General features: G+C 65.9%; 21 protein-coding genes and 1 tRNA gene. 6 read left to right on the forward strand and 16 right to left on the reverse strand.

Going from position 1 to position 18,656, the window contains the following annotated elements; all coding sequences use genetic code 11:
- Positions 1-65 precede the first annotated feature (65 nt).
- From FQU96_RS15195 to FQU96_RS15215, 5 genes are all read right to left on the reverse strand, one after another.
- The gene (locus FQU96_RS15195) at positions 66-2,156 is read right to left on the reverse strand and encodes a TonB-dependent receptor (protein ID WP_146542116.1); all 2,091 of its coding nucleotides are present in this window, start codon (positions 2,154-2,156) and stop codon (positions 66-68) included.
- Between the two features lie 129 nt (positions 2,157-2,285).
- Positions 2,286-2,741 carry a DUF2946 family protein gene (locus FQU96_RS15200; RefSeq protein ID WP_146542117.1) on the reverse strand — a complete coding sequence of 152 codons (456 nt, stop codon included), beginning with the start codon at positions 2,739-2,741 and terminating at the stop codon, positions 2,286-2,288.
- Positions 2,738-4,378 carry a copper resistance CopC/CopD family protein gene (locus tag FQU96_RS15205; protein WP_146542118.1) on the reverse strand — a complete coding sequence of 547 codons (1,641 nt, stop codon included), beginning with the start codon at positions 4,376-4,378 and terminating at the stop codon, positions 2,738-2,740. Before FQU96_RS15205 ends, FQU96_RS15200 begins: the two co-directional genes overlap by 4 nt.
- A 28-nt stretch (positions 4,379-4,406) precedes the next feature.
- Positions 4,407-4,925 carry a DUF1775 domain-containing protein gene (locus tag FQU96_RS15210; RefSeq protein WP_146542119.1) on the reverse strand — a complete coding sequence of 173 codons (519 nt, stop codon included), beginning with the start codon at positions 4,923-4,925 and terminating at the stop codon, positions 4,407-4,409.
- Between the two features lie 127 nt (positions 4,926-5,052).
- Positions 5,053-5,472: a DUF2946 family protein gene (locus tag FQU96_RS15215; RefSeq protein WP_146542120.1), complete on the reverse strand. Its 420-nt coding sequence runs from the start codon at positions 5,470-5,472 to the stop codon at positions 5,053-5,055.
- Positions 5,473-5,629: 157 nt separating this feature from the next.
- Here FQU96_RS15215 and FQU96_RS15220 point away from each other — a divergent pair, with 157 nt between their 5' ends.
- A complete protein-coding gene (locus FQU96_RS15220; protein WP_146542121.1) occupies positions 5,630-5,953 on the forward strand; it encodes a hypothetical protein in 324 nt (107 codons plus the stop codon).
- The gene (locus FQU96_RS42685; RefSeq protein ID WP_255468362.1) at positions 5,926-6,057 is read left to right on the forward strand and encodes a hypothetical protein; all 132 of its coding nucleotides are present in this window, start codon (positions 5,926-5,928) and stop codon (positions 6,055-6,057) included. Before FQU96_RS15220 ends, FQU96_RS42685 begins: the two co-directional genes overlap by 28 nt.
- Before the next feature lie 36 nt (positions 6,058-6,093).
- On the opposite strand, the gene FQU96_RS15225 is transcribed toward FQU96_RS42685, so the two are convergent.
- The 7 genes from FQU96_RS15225 to FQU96_RS15255 form a co-directional block, all read right to left on the reverse strand.
- Entirely contained in the window at positions 6,094-7,611 is a 1,518-nt protein-coding gene (locus FQU96_RS15225) for a malonyl-CoA synthase (RefSeq protein ID WP_146542122.1), read from the reverse strand.
- Between the two features lie 107 nt (positions 7,612-7,718).
- A complete protein-coding gene (locus FQU96_RS15230) occupies positions 7,719-8,351 on the reverse strand; it encodes a glutathione S-transferase family protein (protein ID WP_146542123.1) in 633 nt (210 codons plus the stop codon).
- Positions 8,352-8,413: 62 nt separating this feature from the next.
- Positions 8,414-8,980 carry a thiamine pyrophosphate-dependent enzyme gene (locus FQU96_RS15235; RefSeq protein ID WP_146542124.1) on the reverse strand — a complete coding sequence of 189 codons (567 nt, stop codon included), beginning with the start codon at positions 8,978-8,980 and terminating at the stop codon, positions 8,414-8,416.
- A 3-nt stretch (positions 8,981-8,983) separates the two neighbouring features.
- On the reverse strand, positions 8,984-9,541 hold the full coding sequence (locus FQU96_RS15240; protein WP_146542125.1) for a phosphonopyruvate decarboxylase: 558 nt from the start codon (positions 9,539-9,541) through the stop codon (positions 8,984-8,986).
- An 11-nt stretch (positions 9,542-9,552) separates the two neighbouring features.
- On the reverse strand, positions 9,553-10,530 hold the full coding sequence (locus FQU96_RS15245; protein ID WP_146542126.1) for a tripartite tricarboxylate transporter substrate binding protein: 978 nt from the start codon (positions 10,528-10,530) through the stop codon (positions 9,553-9,555).
- A complete protein-coding gene (locus tag FQU96_RS15250) occupies positions 10,527-11,705 on the reverse strand; it encodes a CaiB/BaiF CoA-transferase family protein (RefSeq protein WP_146542127.1) in 1,179 nt (392 codons plus the stop codon). Before FQU96_RS15250 ends, FQU96_RS15245 begins: the two co-directional genes overlap by 4 nt.
- A 22-nt stretch (positions 11,706-11,727) precedes the next feature.
- Entirely contained in the window at positions 11,728-12,435 is a 708-nt protein-coding gene (locus tag FQU96_RS15255) for a haloacid dehalogenase type II (RefSeq protein WP_146542128.1), read from the reverse strand.
- Positions 12,436-12,560: 125 nt separating this feature from the next.
- Here FQU96_RS15255 and FQU96_RS15260 point away from each other — a divergent pair, with 125 nt between their 5' ends.
- A complete protein-coding gene (locus FQU96_RS15260) occupies positions 12,561-13,550 on the forward strand; it encodes a LysR family transcriptional regulator (RefSeq protein WP_146542129.1) in 990 nt (329 codons plus the stop codon).
- Between the two features lie 19 nt (positions 13,551-13,569).
- On the opposite strand, the gene FQU96_RS15265 is transcribed toward FQU96_RS15260, so the two are convergent.
- Positions 13,570-14,229, reverse strand: coding sequence for an O-methyltransferase (locus tag FQU96_RS15265; protein ID WP_146542130.1), 660 nt, complete (start codon positions 14,227-14,229; stop codon positions 13,570-13,572).
- Between the two features lie 159 nt (positions 14,230-14,388).
- On the opposite strand from FQU96_RS15265, the gene FQU96_RS15270 reads away from it, so the two are divergent.
- A complete protein-coding gene (locus FQU96_RS15270) occupies positions 14,389-16,257 on the forward strand; it encodes a CocE/NonD family hydrolase (protein ID WP_146542131.1) in 1,869 nt (622 codons plus the stop codon).
- Between the two features lie 32 nt (positions 16,258-16,289).
- Here the strand turns inward: FQU96_RS15270 and FQU96_RS15275 are convergent, their stop codons facing one another.
- The gene (locus FQU96_RS15275) at positions 16,290-16,697 is read right to left on the reverse strand and encodes a DUF2237 family protein (protein WP_146542132.1); all 408 of its coding nucleotides are present in this window, start codon (positions 16,695-16,697) and stop codon (positions 16,290-16,292) included.
- Positions 16,698-16,848: 151 nt separating this feature from the next.
- Here FQU96_RS15275 and FQU96_RS15280 point away from each other — a divergent pair.
- Positions 16,849-16,925: transfer RNA gene (locus FQU96_RS15280), tRNA-Pro, on the forward strand.
- Between the two features lie 30 nt (positions 16,926-16,955).
- Positions 16,956-17,258, forward strand: a complete 303-nt coding sequence (locus tag FQU96_RS15285; RefSeq protein WP_146542133.1) for an ETC complex I subunit — start codon at positions 16,956-16,958, stop codon at positions 17,256-17,258.
- A 16-nt stretch (positions 17,259-17,274) separates the two neighbouring features.
- On the opposite strand, the gene FQU96_RS15290 is transcribed toward FQU96_RS15285, so the two are convergent.
- Positions 17,275-17,730, reverse strand: coding sequence for a hypothetical protein (locus FQU96_RS15290; protein ID WP_146542134.1), 456 nt, complete (start codon positions 17,728-17,730; stop codon positions 17,275-17,277).
- A gap of 79 nt (positions 17,731-17,809) precedes the next feature.
- Positions 17,810-18,583, reverse strand: coding sequence for an SDR family oxidoreductase (locus FQU96_RS15295; RefSeq protein ID WP_146542135.1), 774 nt, complete (start codon positions 18,581-18,583; stop codon positions 17,810-17,812).
- Between the last annotated feature and the right edge of the window lie 73 nt (positions 18,584-18,656).

Genomic DNA, 18,656 nt, shown 5'->3' on the forward strand with positions numbered 1-18,656 from the left:
GCATCGGGCGAAAGCTCTGCTTTCGCCCGACTGAGCGAGCGGAACGCCCGCACTCCCGGGAGTGTTTACCACTTGAACTCCAGCCCCACGAAGACGGCGCGGCCTTCACCGGGATTGTAGAGCTGGTCGACCGGCGTTGCGACCGGCCGTGCGTTGGTATTGGAGACGTAGGTCTTGTTGAACAGGTTGCGGGCGTCGAGGAAGACGCTGAGCCCGTTTTCGAACGTCCATCCCGCCCGGGCGCCGAATAGCGCATAGGACCGGGTGCGGAATGCCTTGGTGTTGGCGTTGTCGACGTAGTAGCCCTGCGGCACCCACTCGATGTTCGGCCCGAACCAGAAGCCCAGCGGATGGCTGTAACGCAGTTCGGCGCGGAGGTAGTGGCGTGGCGCGCCGGGGATCTGGTTGTTGCCGGCGACCGGGTCGTTGCGGAACCGGAAATCGCTGAATGTGTAGGCCAGCCGCGCGTCGATCTTGTCCTTGGTTCCGGCCGCCGGTGTCGCCAGCCCTTCGAACAGCGTGGCATCGAGACCGAGCTCGACGCCCTGATGAACCGTGCGATCGGCATTCAGTGCGAAGCCGCCGTCGCCCGAGCCCGGCACGACAAAAAGCTGCAGTTCATCCCGAACCCAGGCGCGGTAGAGCGACACGTCGAAGCCGATGCCGCGCCACTTGCCGCGCGTACCGATCTCGGCCGTCCACGATTTCTGCGGCTTGAGGTTGGCGAAGCCTGGGTTGGCGTTGGGGTTGAGCTCGGAGAAGGTCGGCGGCTCCGAGGCGCGGCTGAGATTGGCGAAGACCTGGAGGTCCTGGCGCGGCTGCCACAGGACACCGATCTTGGGATTGAAGCTGGTGAAGGTCTTGCTGCCGCTGTCATCACCGTTGCTCAGGAACTTGTCCTCCAGGCGCCGTCGCGCGCGGTTGAACTGGGCACCGACGATGATGGCGACGGTCGGGTCGAGATAAATCCGGTTCTCGCCGTAGAGCTCGATGTTGGTCGAATGCTCATCGACGTGGTTCATCAGGCCGTTCCGGTGGCCGTTGCTGTTGATGTAGGTCTTGTTGACATTCACCCCGGTGAAGAGGTTGGCGCCCACGACATATTCGTTCTTCAGGCCGCCGATCATGCCGGTGCCTTTCCAGCGCACACTGCCGCCGCCATCGTCGGAGACATTGTCGACAATGCCGAACGACAGGGGATGGAACAGCACCTTGTGGTGATACCAGGCCGAGAAAGTCAGCTCGTCATCGCCGAAGCGAAACGTCGTGCGATTGGAAAGCCGCAGCGAATCGATGTCGCGGCGCGTGCCCTTCGCGAAACTCGAGGGGTCCGTTGACCGCGGGTCGCTGTAGGTGCGCGAACGGCTGAGCGAACTGGGGATCTTCTGGCGGATATGGTTGACGCCGGCGAAGAAGCGCGTCTCGGCGTTATCACCGAAGCGGTAGCCGAGATTGCCGTTGAAGCGCAGGTAGTTGCGTGCGGTGTGGTCGCGATAGCCGTCTGAGCGGCTGTAGGTTGGCGACAGCCAGAAGTCCCATGGACCCAGGCTGCGGCTGACGGCGACTTGGCCGCCGGCGCTGCCGAAACTGCCGCCATCGGCGCGCAGCAGCAGTCGCGGGGCATCGCGTCCAGTCGGCGAGACGTAGTTGATGGCGCCGCCGAGTGACGCAGCACCCCACTGCAGGCCATTGGCGCCACGGAACACCTCGATGTAGCGGACACCCAGCGGGTCGAGTTCCTGCGTGTCGGCGCCGCCATCGGCCAGGTTCATCGGAACGCCATCGACCATGATGCGGATACCCCGCAGATGGAAGTTCCGCGACAGGCCGGAACCGCGAATCGAGAGCCGGGCGTCCTCTTGGCCGTATTTCGGCTGGGCGAATACGCCCGGCACATAGTCGAGCGCGTCCTTGACGGTGACGGCACGGCTGTCGCGAATGCGCTCGGCCGGCACGATGCCGACGCCGCCCGGCGTGCGCTCGATATCGCGACGCGCGTCATCGAAGGAGGGCACCGTCAGCGACCGGCTGGGCCTCTCGCCGGTCACGGTCACCGGCGGCGTCTCGATCGGCGCCTGGGCAAGGGCCTGTTGCGTGAACAGAATGAGACCCAGCGCCGTGGCCGTGGGCGCGGACCAACGTCTGTCGAATGGCATTGTCGTGTCTCCCCACCACGCGGCGTGCGGCACGGCCTGGCGTGGCAGTCGTCAGAGCAGGAACGGGTGGTCCACGAGGGTGGACCTGGGATGGTTGGTGGCCGCCGGCACACTGGCCGGCAGGCGTCGCTACGACGTGATGCGAGCAGAGCGGGGAGGGTCGCGCGGATGGCCTGGTTGCTGCGGCGGCAGGTTGGCGGTTCGCTGCGGGCCTCGCGCGCGTGGCGGTGCCGTGGCGTTGGCCGCGCGGGCGGGCGGCAGGATCTCGGGCGGATCGGGCGCGATCAGCGGTATGGTGGCGGCGAGGCAACAGGCGTGCTTGGAGGCCTTGGCCTGCACGTCGAACGGCAGATGGAATCCCACGGCCTTGCCGTCGCCGGCATCCACCGCGGTCAGGGCATCGAGGCTGATCAGCTTCAGGCCATCACCCGAGCAGATCACCACGTAGCCGTTGACCGGGCCATCGGCGAAGCGCTGCAGGGCCCGGGCATGTGCGATGGGTGAGAAGGCCTGGAGCGTGAGCGCCAGCAACGCCAGCCACAGCGCCAGGGCTCGCCGCCACGTGACCTCCCGGGCGCGCGTCATGGCCGGATCTCGATCGTATCTTCGAGCGTCACCAGCTCGAAGTCGGAGATCAGGATGTCCGCGCGCACAGACCAGCGGCCCGGCGTCGGCAGCACGAGACCGTCGACCACCCAAGTGCCGTCGTCGCGCTTTTGCGCCGGGCGTCGTATCGGCTCGATGCCGGCAGCCGGATTGGCCAGCGCCAGCGTCACCTCCTTGGCCTCCAATGGCGTGAAGTCGCCGGCGATCGTCACCACGGTAATCGTCACGGGGCCGGTGCGGCCTGGCAGCACCGTGATATCGGCCATCGCTGCTGGCGTATGGATGTGCACATAGGCCGGTGCCTGGGCGGCGCTCGCGAGTGCCCGTGGCGGCGGTGTGAAGCGCCACAGCGATACCACGCCGAGAATGCCCACCACGAGGACGGTCTCGACCAGAATCGCCCGGGCCAGGTGCCGAGCCGCGTTCGGTCTGTCGCGTCCGACCGGCGCTGTCCACCGCCAGCGGTTGGCGGCCGCCAACCCCAGGAGAGCGAGGAGAAGTCCGCCCTTGATCAGCAGGACGTCGCCGTAGTCCGTTGTCCACAAAGCGCTTGGCCGCTCGAGCTGGATGATGGCCAGCGTGATGCCGGAGGCGGCGAGCAGCACAAGGACGATCGGAATGATGCGCGAAAAACGCTGCAGTGTGGCGGCAGACTCCGGTGCACGGGCCGAGAGTTGCGTGGCGAGCGGCACCAGGGCACCGATCCAGAAAGCGATGCTGACCGTGTGAAGGAACACCGCCGACCGGGTCAGCCACTGGGGATGCGCCGCACCGGCGTGTCCGCTCGCCGCCAGGGCAACGCCGACGCCCGCCAGCGCCAGTAACGACAGGCCGCGGCTGTAGCGCTGCACGGCCTGGCGCAAGGTTACCAGAGCCAGCAGCAGCGTCACGGCCGCCACGATGACGGTCCGTCCGTAGCTGGTGCTGAGGCCGGCGGCCCAGGTTGCCGGCATCGCAACGCCGGAAAGGGTCCCGTCCAGCGCATCGATGCCCTGGAGACCGACCGAAAGTGGCGCTGCGATCAGGCCCAGTACGATGATGCGGGAGACGAAGCGCACACCGTATCGCGAGCCCGGCGACAGCCAGGCCCGGTAGAAGGCGCCGCCCACCCCGAAGAACAGGCTCGCCAGCAAGGCCAGCTTGACGACCCAGATGGTACCGCGCACCGGATCTTGGTACGGCGGCACGGTGATCGGTGCGGCAACGGTGCTGGGTGTTCGGACCGAAAACACGACAGCACCGGCGACGGGATGACCGTCCTCGGAAACCACACGCCAGCTCAGCACGTGGGTACCGGAGGCGAGATCGCCAGGTGCCTCGACGGCCACGGTTGGGCCATCCTGCGATAATCGGTCCAGAGTGAGCGTACTGCCGTCCGGCCGGGCGAGCTTGAGCACCAACGGCGCGACCGGTTCGTTGAAGGTCAGGCTGAAGCGCGTCGGTGGGTCGGCGACAACGGCACCATCCGCCGGTTCGGCCCGCAGCAAGGCGGCATGCGCCAGCGCCTCGCCCGCCGAAGCGGCGAGGGCGAGCACGACAACGACCAGCGTTGCGAGGATGCGCCATCTCGCCTGGAAGCGCGGGCGTTCTCGCTCCCGCACGGAGGATGGCTGCATGGGCGGTAGGTGCTCGCTCTCGGTCACGTCACTTCTTGGGCAACAGTTTCAGGCCCGGCGCCGGGCTCTCATAGTCGCCCGCCTTCTTGCCCTCGGCCGGGATTTCGATCCACCGCGACGCCGCACCGCCAGCACACTCCTGGACGACCGGAAAATAGATCACCGTGTTCGGCTTGAGATCGGCGCTCAGGTAGGCTTGCAGCACGAACTCGTCGTAGAACTCGTCCGGCAGCATGCCGCCGCTCCAGCTGACCTCCTTGGCGCCTTCGCTGACCGCACCGTGATAAAGGTCGTAGGCCTTCGCATACTTGCCCTTGGCGACCTTCAGTTCCCAGCCCGGCTTGGGCATCGGCTTCACGCCGATGACACCTTCCGGAATCTTGATGCGCACCGCGGTCGTTGCCGCGCCCTTGCAGCCGTGCGGCACGCGAAACACCGCCTTGTAGCCTGACGAGACCGGGGCATCCTGGGTCTCCAGTGTGACATGCGCCAGGGCGGGCGTGGCGCACGCCGCGATGACAGCGGCGACAATGGCCTGCTTCAACATGACTGTTCTCCGTCGATTCGAATGATCTGTTCTCCGCCAGTGCGGAAAGCGTCAAAACGCACCGGGTGCGTTTCGTCATCGAGCCCGCCGAATGCAGGCGTGGAGTGCGCGGCGATCGCCGCGCCAGTCAAACCGGTGGGCCGCGCGGGTGGCCGGGGCGATCCGGCGGCAAGCCACGCACGTGGTGCGGGCTTGCCGTAAGCGGTGGCGCCGTTGCGGTTGCAACGCGCGGCGGCGCCAGCAGCGTGGGCAGATCGGGTGCGACGGCCGGTACGGCGGCAGCGAGGCAGCATGCGAACTTGCCAGCCTTGGCGTTGACGTCGAACGGCAGGTGGAAGCCGACAGCCTTGCCGTCGCGGGCGTCCGCCGCGACCATGGCGTCGAGATCGATCAGCTTCAGGCCGTCGGGCGCGCAGATCACGACATAGCCGCTGCCGGGATCGGCGGCGAAGCGCTGCAGGGCGCGGGCGTGTGCCAGCGGGGAGAAGGCCTGGATCGTGAGCGCCAGCAGCGCCAGCCACAACGCCACGGCCCGGCGCCCGGTCATGTGCGGGGCACTGGACTTCGAAGAGGCGGCGTGAGAACGATCCATTGGTCCGAAACGCGGGTTCGGTGGCATTTTTAGCGCCGGGAATGAACGAAGTCGAGGCGGGCGCCGGTAACTGCGACGAGATGCACCGCCAGCGACGTCGAGGAGGAACCACATGCCCAGTTCCGTCAACCGCCAGTGGCTGCTCACCACGCGTCCGGCAGGCATGGTGGGGCCGGAGCATTTCACCCTGCGCGAACAGCCGGTACCGCAGCCAGGCCCAGGTGAGATTGTGGTGCGCTCCCGGCTGCTGTCACTCGATCCCGCGAACCGGGCCTGGATGTCGCCGGTGCCGACGTACAAATCGCCGGTGTCGCCTGGCGATGTGATGCACGGATTCGCGCTGGGCGAGGTGACGGCATCGAATGTGGCCGATATCGCGGTGGGCCACGTGGTCGACGGCATGCTGGGGTGGCAGGACTACGCCAGGGCAGACTGACGGCGGCCGAGGATATCGTCGACGGTCTTGAGAAGGCGCCGACGGCGCTCGCCGAACTGTTCGCCGGCCGCAATCGCGGCAAGCTGCTGGTGCGGGTGTCGTGATGGTGCTGGGTGGCGCTCTGTGCGCCCACCCGAGGCTCACCGTGCGTACAAGTCCTTGTGCAGGTCGCGCAGCACGTTCTTCTGCACCTTGCCCATCGTGTTACGCGGCAGATCATCCACGAAGATCACGCGCTTGGGCTGCTTGAACTTGGCCAGCCGACCTTCGAGTGCCGACAGGATCGTTCGTTCGTCCACCGTCGCGCCGGGTTTGCGCACGACGACGGCCGTGACGCCCTCGCCGAAATCGGGGTGAGGCACGCCGACGACGGCACTCTCGACGACACCGTCGACGGCATCGATCTCGCCCTCGATCTCTTTGGGATAGACGTTGAAGCCGCCGGTGATGATCAGATCCTTGCCGCGGCCCACGATGTGCACGTAGCCGCGCTCGTCGATGCGGCCAAGGTCGCCGGTGATGAAGAAGCCATCGGCCCGGAACTCGGCCGCCGTCTTCTCCGGCATACGCCAATAGCCCTTGAAGACGTTGGGCCCCTTGACCTCGATGACGCCGATCTCGCCTTGCGGCAGCACATGGCCGCTCTCCGGATCGGCGATGCGCAGGGCGACGCCGGGCAGGGGGAAGCCCACGGTGCCCGCTACCCGATCCCCGTCATAGGGGTTCGAGGTGTTCATGTTGGTCTCGGTCATGCCGTAGCGCTCGAGAATGGCGTGGCCGGTGCGGGCCCGCCAATCGCGATGCGTCTCGGCCAGCAGCGGCGCCGAGCCGGAGACGAAGAGCCGCATGTGCTTCGTCGCGTCGGGCGTGAGGCCCGGATGCTGCAGCAGGCGCGTATAGAAGGTTGGCACACCCATCATCGCCGTGGCGCGCGGCAGCAGCTTCATCACCGTGTCGGCATCGAACTTCGACACGAACAGCATCGAGCCGCCGGCCATCAGCAGCGTGTTGGTGGCCGTGAACAGGCCATGGGTATGATAGATCGGCAGCGCATGCAGCAGCACGTCGCTGGCGGTGAAACGCCAATAGTCGACCAGGGTGCGTGCGTTCGAGGCGAGATTGTCGTGCGTCAGCATCGCGCCCTTGGAGCGCCCTGTCGTGCCCGACGTGTAGAGGATCGCGGCCAGGTCATCGGCGGCGCGGCCGGCGTCGTCGAACGACGGCGAGTGGGTCGCGGCCTTGTTGGCAAGGCTGCCGTTGCCGGCGGGATCGAGCGTCTCGACCGCCTTGACGCCAGCCTTGCCGGCAATCGCCGCGATGCCCTCGCGCTTGGCGGGGTCGCAGACCACGACGGTCGGCTCGGCATCGCCGATGAAGTAGTCCAGTTCGGCGATGGTATAGGCGGTATTGAGCGGCAGGAAGACGGCGCCGGCTCGCACGCAGGCCAGGTACAGCAGGATCGCCGACACGCTCTTTTCCACCTGCACCGCGACCCGATCACCCGGGGCGACACCCAGCGCCACCAGCGCATTGGCATAACGGCCGGTGCCCTCGACCAGGTCGGCATAAGTGAGCGTCCGGCCCTGCGGCGTCTCGATGAACACCTTGTCGGGGGCAGGAATGCGCGAGCGGATGAGCGAGAACAGATGGTTGGTCATGCTGCTCTCTTAGCCCGTCCTGGAAGGTGAGGCAAAGAGGGTTCTGAGCACTTCCAACGCACTGGGGAGGCGGCCCTGGGAGGGCACCTCCCAGGGCGTCGGACTTCTCAAGCAGCCTGGGCGGCGGCGAACTCGGCGTCCTTGGTGTAGACGCGTTGCAAGGCCGGGCGTTCGCGCAGCCGTGCGGCATAGGCCAGGATCTCTGGCCGTTCCGGCACCACCTTGACCGCCATGCCCCAGACCAGGCCGGAGCCGATCACGACGTCGGCCGCCGTGAACTGTTCGCCGAGCAGGTAGGGGCCCTCGGTGATGGCCGTGATCACGACGTCAAGCGTGGTGTCGAAGGTGCCGTACCCCAGTGCGCCTGGTACGACGTCGGGTCGTTTGAACATGCGATCGATGATGGCCGGCTCCAGGCAACTGGGGCCAAAGAACAGCCACTTCAAATAGGGGCCCCGCCGCGGATCGCCGACGGAGACATTGAGTCCGGCCTGGGGATAGGCGTCGGCGAGGTGGCAGCAGATTGCCGCCGCCTCGGTGATGATGACGCCCTTGTGCGCGATTGCCGGCACCTTGCCCATGGGGTTCACGGCAAGATAGGCCGGCTGCTTGTGCTCTTCCTTTTTCAGGTTCAGCAGATGCAGGTGATAGGGCTGGCCCAGTTCTTCCAGCATCCACTGCGCGATGATCGAGCGCGATTGCGGGGCGTGGTAGAAAACGATGTCGGCTTCGTTTGCCATCGGTGTGCTCCTCCGCCGCAGGAAGCGGCGGTATAGCACGGGCCGATGTCAGCGGTCGCGCCTTACGCGGCGGCGCGGCGCACGAACCGGTTGGCGATCTCTACACCGTCGCGCAGAGGGATCGTATGGGGCTGATCGCCCGGCGCGATCTTGAGCACAGCCACAACCGTGCCATTGCGCGCCGCGATACGCGCGCGCAACGCCGCGACCTCGTCATTGGATCGCAGCGTGACGACATCACGCAGGCCGCAGGCCGCCGCCACGCCCGCAAGGTCGACGCCGAACGCTGTCGCGGTCGGCTGCATGCCGGTTTCCGCATATTGCCCGTTGTCGAGCACCACGATCGACAGGTTGGCCGGCCGATGCTGCGCGATCGTGGCGAAGGCACCGATGCCCATCAGCATCTCGCCGTCGCCGGTGATGACGAGCACCGGCTTGTCGGGTTGCGCCAGCGCCAGGCCGAGGCCGATCATGGCGGCCGAACCCATGGCCCCCCAGTTGTAGAAATTCAGGTCATGGTCGCCGACGGCGAACGCGTCATACACGGGTGAACCCAGCCCGGTGACAAGCCGCAGATCGCCGCGCTCGGCCAGCAGGTCGGCGACGGCGCGCCGGCGTTCGATGGTCATGATCTACTTGCTCCAGTCCTTGCGGCCGATCAGACGCTGCGCCAGCAGCACCGCGACGGCCCGTCGTGAAAAGAAAGCGTGGTCGATCGCGCCGCTGACCGTGTCGGCAACAGAACCGGCGTCTTCAGCGCGGTAGACGTCGAAGTCCATCAATGCGAGCGCGGCGCCGGTCCGTTTGCCCATGGGGATCTGCCAGGGATTGAACTCGGCGAACTCGCCGCGCATGGTCACCAGGGTGACGAAGGGCACGTGGCAGTTCTCGAGCAGGCTGAAGAGATTGATGCAATTGCCGACGCCGCTCGACTGCATCAGCATGACGCTGCGCCGGCCGCCAAGCCACAGGCCTGTCGCCAGCGCGACGCCTTCTTCTTCGGTGGTGAGGACGGTCGTGGTGATGGCCGGGTCGGCTTCGCAGAGCTTGATCAGTCCCTTGTGGCCGGCGTCAGGCACGAACGGTACGTGCGTGATGCCAGCTGCCGTGAAGCAGGCATGGATGTCGCGCTGCCACGGACGGATCGACTGTCCGGCATCGCCAGGCGCCAGGGCGGTGTGTTGGTTCATGCAAAGCTCTCCTAATCGCTCTTGATGCCGAGTTCGCTCACCGTGGCGGTCCAGAACCGTGTCTCCCGCGCTACGAACGCGGTGATGGCATCCACGGAGATGTCGGGTATCTCGGCGCCCTGCTGTTGCCAGACCTGCCGTACCGCTGGCGCGTCCAGTGCCTGGCGAACGGCAGCACGCATATGCTCGATCATCGCGGGGTCGGTCGATGCGCGCGCCCACAGCGCATACCAGGTGGCGACATCCAGGGGCGGGCCGCCGGCTTCCGCCAGGGTCGGGACGTCTGTCAGCAATGCTGATCGCCGGCTGGTAGTGACCGCGATGGCTCGCAGGCGGCCGCCGGCAATCTGCGGTGCCGACGTGCCCAGTCCGTCGAACATCATGTCGCAGAAGCCGCCCATCAGGTCCTTCAGGGCGGGCGCGGTGCCGCGATAGGGAACGTGCAGCAGGTCGGTGCCCGTGCTGCGCTTGAACATCTCGGCGATGATGTGCTGCGAGGTGCCGTTGCCCGACGAGCAATAGCTGAGCTTTCCCGGGTCGGCTTTCGCCGCTTCGATAATCTGGCGGACGCTGGTGAATCGCGATGCTGTCGGCACGACGAGGATGTTGGGCACCATCGCGGTGATCGTGATGGGCACGAAGTCCTTGTCGATGCGATAGCCGCGGGTCGGGTAGAGCGCCTCCGACATCGGCTGATGTACGCCGCCCGCCAGGATCGTTGCGCCGTCGGCGGGAGATTGCGCGGCGTTGAGGACACCGATAGTGCCGCCAGCGCCAGACCGGTTGTCGATCACGACCCGATGCGGCAGCTGTTCGTTCAGGGCGGCGGCGATGGGGCGGGCGAAGGCGTCGACGCCGCCGCCGGGGCCATAGGGGACGACGATGCGCACCAGTCGTGCCGGCCACACCTCGGCGTCAGCCGGCGGCGCGCTGGCAAGCACCCCGCCGCATACGAGAGCGGACACGGCGATCAATGCCAGGCGCCTCATGATCGGGCACCACTGGCGATGGACCAGTCGCGCAAGATCTCGTCGCGGTGCTGGTCGAGCAACGGCGGCGGCCGTGGTGCGGCCGGCGGTTGGTCATCGAAGCGAAACGGTGTGGCGATGGCACGGATATCGCCGGCGGTAGGATGCTCGCCGTGGAGGACCATGCCGCGTGTCGTCAACTGCGGCGCGGTACAGACCTCCGCCACCGTGCGGATGGCGCCGCAGGGCACGCCGGCTGCGCCCAGGATCGACACCCAGTCATCGCGCGTACGACGGCGCAGGACCGGTGCCAGCGCTGCGACCAGCTCCGTGCGATGGCGGACCCGCGACGCCGGTGCGGCGAAGCGCGGATCCGCCGCCAGGCCGGGGCAGCCGATGGCGTCGCAGAACAGGGCCCAGAACTTGTCGTTCGCCACGCCGACATTGAGCCAGCCGTCAGCCGCCTGAAAGGTCTCGTACGGGCTGATCGTGGGATGCGCATTGCCGCGCCGCGTCGGGCTGTCGCCGGTCGCGAAGTAGATGCCGGCATTGAATGTCAGCAGCGAAGCCACGGCGTCAGCCATCGCGATCTCGACATGCCGGCCGACGCCATCCGACCGACGCCCCACCAGCGCCGCGGTGATGGCTTGCGCGGCATAGAGGCCGGTTACCAGGTCGGCGATCGATGTGCCCACTTTCGTCGGCGGACCGTCGGGATGACCAGTGATCTCCATCAGGCCGGCTTCGCCCTGAACGATCAGGTCATAGCCCGGCCGCTGCGCATCGGGACCGTTGCGGCCGAAGCCGGAGATCGAACAGTAGATCAGTCCGCCGTTGTGCTGATGCAGGGCGTCGAAGCCCAGGCCCAGGCGCTCCGCCGTCCCCGGCCTGAAGTTCTCGACGAACACGTCGGCGACTTTCACCAGCCGGCAAATCAGATCGCGTCCTGCCGACGTCCTGAGGTCGGCTGCGATACTGCGCTTGTTGCGGTTGACCGACAGGAAGTAGGCGCTCTCGCCACCCTGGAACGGCGGTCCATAGCTGCGGCTCTCATCGCCGTGCGTCGGCTCTTCGATCTTCACGACGTCGGCGCCGAGATCGCCCAGCACCATCGTGCAGAACGGGCCCGATACGACCCGGCTGACGTCGAGCACCTTGATCCCGGCGAGCGGGGCTGGATTCCGATCGGCATTCATCTGTGATGTTCCGCATAGGGCGCTAGATGATCGCGTCTGCCAGGCTGGCCATGGTCGGCACCAGGATGTCGGGCTGGTGCGGCGTGATGCCGAAGGGCCGGCTGCGGCGGTCGATGAAGGCGGTCCGCATGCCGGCGGCCTTGGCGCCAATGCAGTCGAAGGCGTGGTTGGCTACGAACAGGATCTGGTCCATCGGCAATCCGACCAGCGCAGCGGCCTTCGTGTAGGTCGCGACATGCGGCTTGAATGAATTCGCCGCCGCGACGGAGATCACGTCGTCGAACGGAATACCGTGATACTGCTTGGCGGTTTCCAGCATGTCGGGATCGCCATTGGACAGCACGACAAGCCGGTAGCGGGTCTGCAGCTTGGCCAGTGCAGCCGGCACTTCGGGAAAAGGCTTCAATCGCTCGATCTGCGCCACCAGATAGTGGACTTCATCCATGGAGTAGGCGATGCCGGCGCGGTCCAGCACATGGGCAACAGCCCGGTGGCCGATTTCGCGGTAGGGCGTGTGCTCGCGATGCAGCAGCGCATCGATCATCGAGTTTTCGAAGTGCGTGCGGCGCCACCAGGTCACGAACGAATTCGGGTTGCCGCTCCAGCCCTTCTGTTTCAGGAAGGGCGTCGCCACTTCCGTCAACCCACCCTGCATGTCGACGACAGTTCCATATTGATCGAACATGCAGACCTTGACGTTGGCCTTGATGGCGTCCGCTGCTGCGCTCATCGCACCTGACACTCCCGAACCGACCCGGATCAGCCCGGGCCGTTGCAACAAAACACGGCGGCTATTCATTTGGGAAATTGATTTTCATGCTGTCCATATTCATACAATCAATGTAGAACGCTGCGGTGAACCTGCGCGGAATCGACCTCAACCTGCTGGTGGCCTTGGATGCGCTGTTGACGGAGCGGCATGTCAGTCGCGCCGCCGCGCGGATCGGTCTCAGTCAGCCGGCGATGAGCAACGCGCTCTCCCGGATCCGGGCGCTGTTCGCCGACGACATCCTGGTGCGCACGTCGCACGGCATGGAGCCGACGCCGCGGGCGCTCGAGCTTGCCGACACGGTGAAGGCAGCGTTACGCCAGATCGAACGAACGTTCGAGCGCGAGGCTGCCTTCGATCCGGCCACGGCGGCGCTGGTGTTCCGCGTACGCATGTCCGATGTGCTGGGGTTCCTGCTGCTGCCGCGGGTCATCGCCGCGCTGGAGCGAACGGCGCCTGGCGTTGCGCTCGATATCAGCCACCTGTCGCCGGCCGAGACGCACGATGCCCTGGAGAGCGACCGCATCGATCTTGCCGTCAGCATGGGATTGCAGCACGGCATGACGATCCGGGAGCTGCCGATCCTCGATGACCGCATGGTCTGCCTGGTGCGGGCCGGACATCCGTTGCAATCGGCATCGGGCATCGAGGCGTTCCTGTCGCACCGCCACTTGCGGATTTCAATCAGTCCGACCGACTCGCGGTTCGTCGACAACATCCTGGCATCGCTCGGCCGTCGGCGCGACGTTGCCGTCAACATTCCCCACTGGCTGCTGGTGCCGCCGCTGGTGCGCACGTCAGACCTCGTTGCCGTGATGCCCGAACGTTTGGCGCACGTGATGATGCGCGAGACGTCCAGGCTGGCGACGGTCGATCTACCCTTCGCATCGGACGGCTTCCAATGGGCGCTCTATTGGCACCGCCGGCACGATCAGCGCCCGGCACACAAATGGCTTCGGGACATGATCGTCTCGGCGGCTGAGGAGGGCGTGCCAACCGAAGCGCGGGCCTCCGGGCGCGCTTACGGCTCGCACGCGAGGCGAAAGGGTACGGCGGCAGCTTCGCGGTCCCGTTGAACCGCCGAGCTGCGGATGCTCAGCGCTTGAGCGCGATCGTCATGCCGTCGCCGACCGGCAGCAGGCCTAGATCGATGCGGTCATCGTCCTTGAGTTTGGCGTTGAGCGCCCGCACGGCCAGCGTATCGGCGGTGTGATCGTCGGGATCGGCGACGGAGCCGCCCCACAGCACGTTGTCGATCAGCATCAGGCCGCGCGGCCGCAGCAACCTCAGGCAGCGCTCGTAGTAGGCGTCATAGTCGGTCTTGTTGGCGTCGATGAATGCCATGTCGACGTGACCGGCAAGCCCCCCGTTGATCAGCTCGTCGAGCGAGCGCAACGCCGGACCGATATGCAGCTCGATCCGGTCGGCGACGCCGGCTTCATTCCAGTAGCGCCGTCCGACCCGGGTCCATTCTTCGCTGACGTCGCAGGCATGCAGCTTGCCGGTGGGCGGCAGCGCCTCGGCAACGCACAGCGCCGAGTAGCCCGTGAATGTACCGACTTCGACGGCGATGCGCGCACCGATGGCCCGGGCCAGCAGTGCCATCAATTGGCCCTGATCGGCGGCCACCTGCATCATGCCGCCGGGCAGCTTGGACGTCTCCTCGCGCAGCCAGCGCTTGACGTCACTGTCGCGCAGCCAGTTCGCGTCAACATAGGCATCGAGGCGTCCGGTGATCTGCGTCCGTTTCGACATGGCCATACTCCCGGCAGCAGAGTCTTTTTGTCACCCCCGGCACCGCGCGGGATGACAAGGCAGGCAGAACATTGGCATGAGGTCTCGTTGCCGGCTAGCATTGTCGGGCCGGTGCATCGCCCCTTGATGCCCTCAATCAATAACGCGTGAGAGTTCCAAATGGCTGACAGCACCATCGACGCCGGCAACCCGCACGAAACCGTCGTCGAACGCGACGTGCTGGTGCCCATGCGCGATGGCGTGCGTCTGGCAACCGACATCTACCGCCCGGCGGGCGATGAGACGTTTCCGGTGATCCTCGAGCGGACACCCTACGGCAAAGGCGAGTCCAGCCGGTCGGAGCGTACGGCCAAGGACGCCCGGCCGCGATCGCGCGCCGAGATTGCGGCCGACTTCGTGCGCCACGGCTATGCCGTGGTCTACCAGGACACACGCGGGCGCTACGGTTCCGAAGGCAAGTTCGTGAAGTACCTCAGCGACGGTACCGATGGTTATGACACGGTGGCCTGGCTGGTGGCGCAGCCCTGGTGCAACGGCAGGATCGGTACCATGGGACTATCCTACGCCGCGCACACGCAAAGTGCGTTGGCATGCCTGGATCCACCGGGGCTGGCAGCCATGTTCCTCGACTCCGGCGGCTTCTCCAATGCCTATCGCAGCGGCATCCGGCAGGGCGGCGCCTTTGAGCTCAAGCAGGCGACCTGGGCCTTCAACAATGCGTTGCTCAGCCCGGAGCTGGCGGCGACGCCCTTGAAGTTCAAGGCGATGCGCACCGTCGATCTGCGATCGTGGTTTGCGCACATGCCGTGGAGCCGGGGCCATTCGCCGCTGGCGCTGGCGCCGGCCTACGAGGACTACCTGTTCGAGCAATGGCAGCACGGCACCTTCGATTCCTATTGGAAACAGGTCGGCATCTACGCTGAAGGTGCGTATGACACCTACGCCGATGTGCCGATGGTGCACATGTCGTCGTGGTACGATCCTTATCCTCGGACCGCGACCGATAACTTTCTTGGCCTGAAACATCGTAAGCAGGGGCCGGTCCGGCTGATCCTGGGACCATGGCTGCACGGCGACCGTTCGGTCACACATGCCGGTGATGTGGATTTCGGGCCGGCAGCCACGCTCGATGGTCAGCTGGCGGAAGATTTCCAGACCTTGCGGCGGCGATGGTTCGACCGCTGGCTGCGGGGAATCGACAATGGCGTCGATCGTGAACCGGCGGTGCGGCTGTTTGTCATGGGAGGCGGCAGCGGCCGGCGCAACCCCGATGGCCGCCTCGACCACGGCGGCGCGTGGCGCACTTCAGGCGATTGGCCGCTGCCCGGCACGCGGTTCACCAACTACTACCTGCGCGCCGACGGCAGCCTGGATCGGGCGGTGCCGTCGGATGCCGAAGCCATGCGCCAGTTCGACTACGACCCGCGCAACCCCGTGCCGACCATCGGCGGTGCAATCTCGTCGGGCGATCCGGTGATGGCGGGTGGTGCTTTTGATCAGGTGGAAGGGCCGCGATTCTTCGGTTCGCGGACACCGTACCGCAAGCTCGCCGACCGGCCTGACGTGCTGGTGTTCCAGACGGCGCCACTGGCGGAGGATATCGACGTCATCGGGCCGATCACGGTGACGCTATGGATCTCGTCCGATTGTCCGGATACTGACTTCACCGCCAAGCTGATCGACGTCTATCCGGCGAGCGCCGACTACCCCGACGGCTTTGCCATGAACCTGACCGACGGCATCCTGCGCGTGCGCTACCGCGAATCATGGGAACGGCCCAGCCTCATGACGCCGGGCGGCGTCTATCGCATCGAGGTCGCGGCGTTTCCCACAGCCAACCTCTTCAAGCGCGGCCATCGGATCCGCCTCGATATTTCCAGCAGCAATTTCCCGCACTTCGATTTCAATCCCAACACCGGCGAGTCCGAAGGAGCCTGGCGCGAAACCCGCGTCGCGCGCAATACGGTCTACCTCGACCGCGACCGCCCCTCGCACGTCGTCCTCCCGATCGCGCCGTCGCGCTCGTGAGAAAGCTCGCAACGTCGTTGGGCCAGAACCTTTCAACTCGGGCGCAGGGCGTGGCGTTTGAGGTCCTCGGCCGAGACCACCAGCAGGGTTACCTGGTGGGTCGACTCCAGGACCACCAGGGGTGCGGCGTCGGCTTCCAGGGCCTCCTGCCAGCGGGCGGCGCAGAGGCACCAGCGGTCGCCGGCCTTGAGGCCGGGGAAACCGTACTGCGGCATCGGCGTCGACAGATCGTTGCCGCGCTCGCGCGAAAAGCGCAGGAAGGCGTTGGTCATCACGACGCATACCGTATGCAGGCCGCGGTCCTCGCGCCCGGTGTTGCAGCAGCCGTCGCGGTAAAAGCCGGTCAACGGTTCGCTGGAGCAGGGCTTCAACGGCTGTCCCAGGACGTTCAGCGACGGTGCCCGGCCGCCGCCGCCTTCTTCGGGTGTCTGGTCGAACATGGCAGGGCTCCCTGGGGGGCGTGGGCACGGCCCACACCATCGATGCAAATGATAGCGGGTGCGACAGGCACTCCCCAGGGACAAATTTGCCCCTTCCGACCACACCGGCTCGCTGTTAAATACCCACGCCCCATGTGGGGTTCCGAGTCGTCGGGGCGTAGCTCAGCCTGGTAGAGCGCTTGCCTTGGGCGCAAGAGGCCGTCGGTTCGAATCCGGCCGCCCCGACCAGACGCGGATATCGGGAGCATCGATCGCAGCATGCAGGTCAGAATCTACAAACCGGCCAAGACGGCCATGCAGTCGGGCGCCGGGAACACCAAGGAATGGGTGATCGAGGCCGAGCCGTCGCGCAAGGAGATCGATCCGCTGATGGGCTGGACCAGCTCGCGCGACACGATGAACCAGGTGGTGCTGCGCTTCGACACCAAGGAAGAAGCCATCGCCCATGCGCAGAAGCAGGGCTGGATGTACACCGTCGATGAGCCCAAGACCCGCGCCGTCCGCCCTAGAGCCTACGCCGACAATTTCGCCTTCACCCGGATCGGACAGTGGACGCACTGAGGCGACGGATGGACTTTCAGCGGTAGGAGCCCGGCGGCGCCAGGACGGGCTTAGGCTCGTACTGTTGAAGCTCACTCCGCAACTCGGCGGGAATTTCAGGACTCCGCTCGAGGTAATCGTGATCCTTTCGGTAGCGCTTGGCGTGTTGGACGTTCAACCCCTCGATTGTGTACCCAGTCCTGCTGATCGCTGAAAGCTGGCCTTGCTTGCCCGGATCGACGCGGCCGTCGACCAGGACATTGTTGCCTGTGCTTGTTAACTCTTTCTGGAAAAAGAGAATCCAGGCCTTCGTCCTGTCGTCACATATGCCTGTGACCTCAACGGGAGGGCCGTCCGGTTTGTATTGCTTTACTGAGTTATAGTAGATGCGGCGCAGAAAGAATTGCACCAGCATCACGTCGGTACGCTTGTTGGGGCATCCTGGTCCGACGGCGCCGTCGACGTTGTAGAACGGGATCTCCTTGCTGGCCATCGCCACCTCTGGGGTCGTTGCCGGCCGGGTCTAACCCGACCGGCTCCGGCCGGCGTCAACCCCAGGGTGGAGACGTCGACTATTTCGTCGTGTAGCCGCCGTTGATCAGCAGGGTCTGGCCGGTCATCCACCAGCCGTCTGAGACCAGGAAGCGGATGAAGGGCACGACGTCCTCGATGTCGGTCAGGCCGGTCTTGGAGAACTTCGACAGTGCCGCCGCCGTCTTGTGGTAGGCGACGGCGTCGGCTCCTTCGGCCGGGTAGAAGAAGGGCGTATCCATCGGACCGGGACCGACGGCCGTGACCGAGATGCCGCGTTCGCCGAACTCCTTGGCAGCGGCGCGCACGAAATGCTCGACCGGTGCCTTCGTGCCGGCATACGCCGCGTAGAAGGGTGTGAAGGCACCCAGCAGCGAGGTCACCAGGGTCAGGATCTTGCCGTTGTCGTTGACGTGCTTGCCGGCCTCTTTCATGAAGAAGAATGCCGTCTTGCTGTTCACCGCCGTCATCTCGTCGTACTCGGCCTCGGTGATCTGGACGAACGGCTTTTTCAGCACCTTGCCAACGGTGTTGATGGCGATATCCGGCTTGCCGATAGCGGCGACGGCGTCGGCGAACAGCTTCTCGATCGCGCCGGCCGTTGTCAGGTCGCCCTGCAAGGCGACAGCTTTCGCGCCGGCAGCCTTGACCGCGGCAACCGTCTCGTCGGCGGTGTTCTTGGCGGCGGCGCTGTTGTAGTGGACCGCGACCGCCTTGGCGCCGTGCTGTGCCAGGTCGCGGGCAATGAGCCCACCGAGATTCTTCGCGCCGCCGGCGATGATGACGTTTTTGCCCTTGATGGCATGGTCGGCCATGGCCTTGCCTCCGTAAATACTGCGCGACCGCCCGGTGCAGCCGCTTACCAGGCCAACCTATCGTCTAAAAAAT

It is taken from the genome of Reyranella sp. CPCC 100927 (genome assembly GCF_007859315.1).
GTDB lineage: Bacteria > Pseudomonadota > Alphaproteobacteria > Reyranellales > Reyranellaceae > Vineibacter.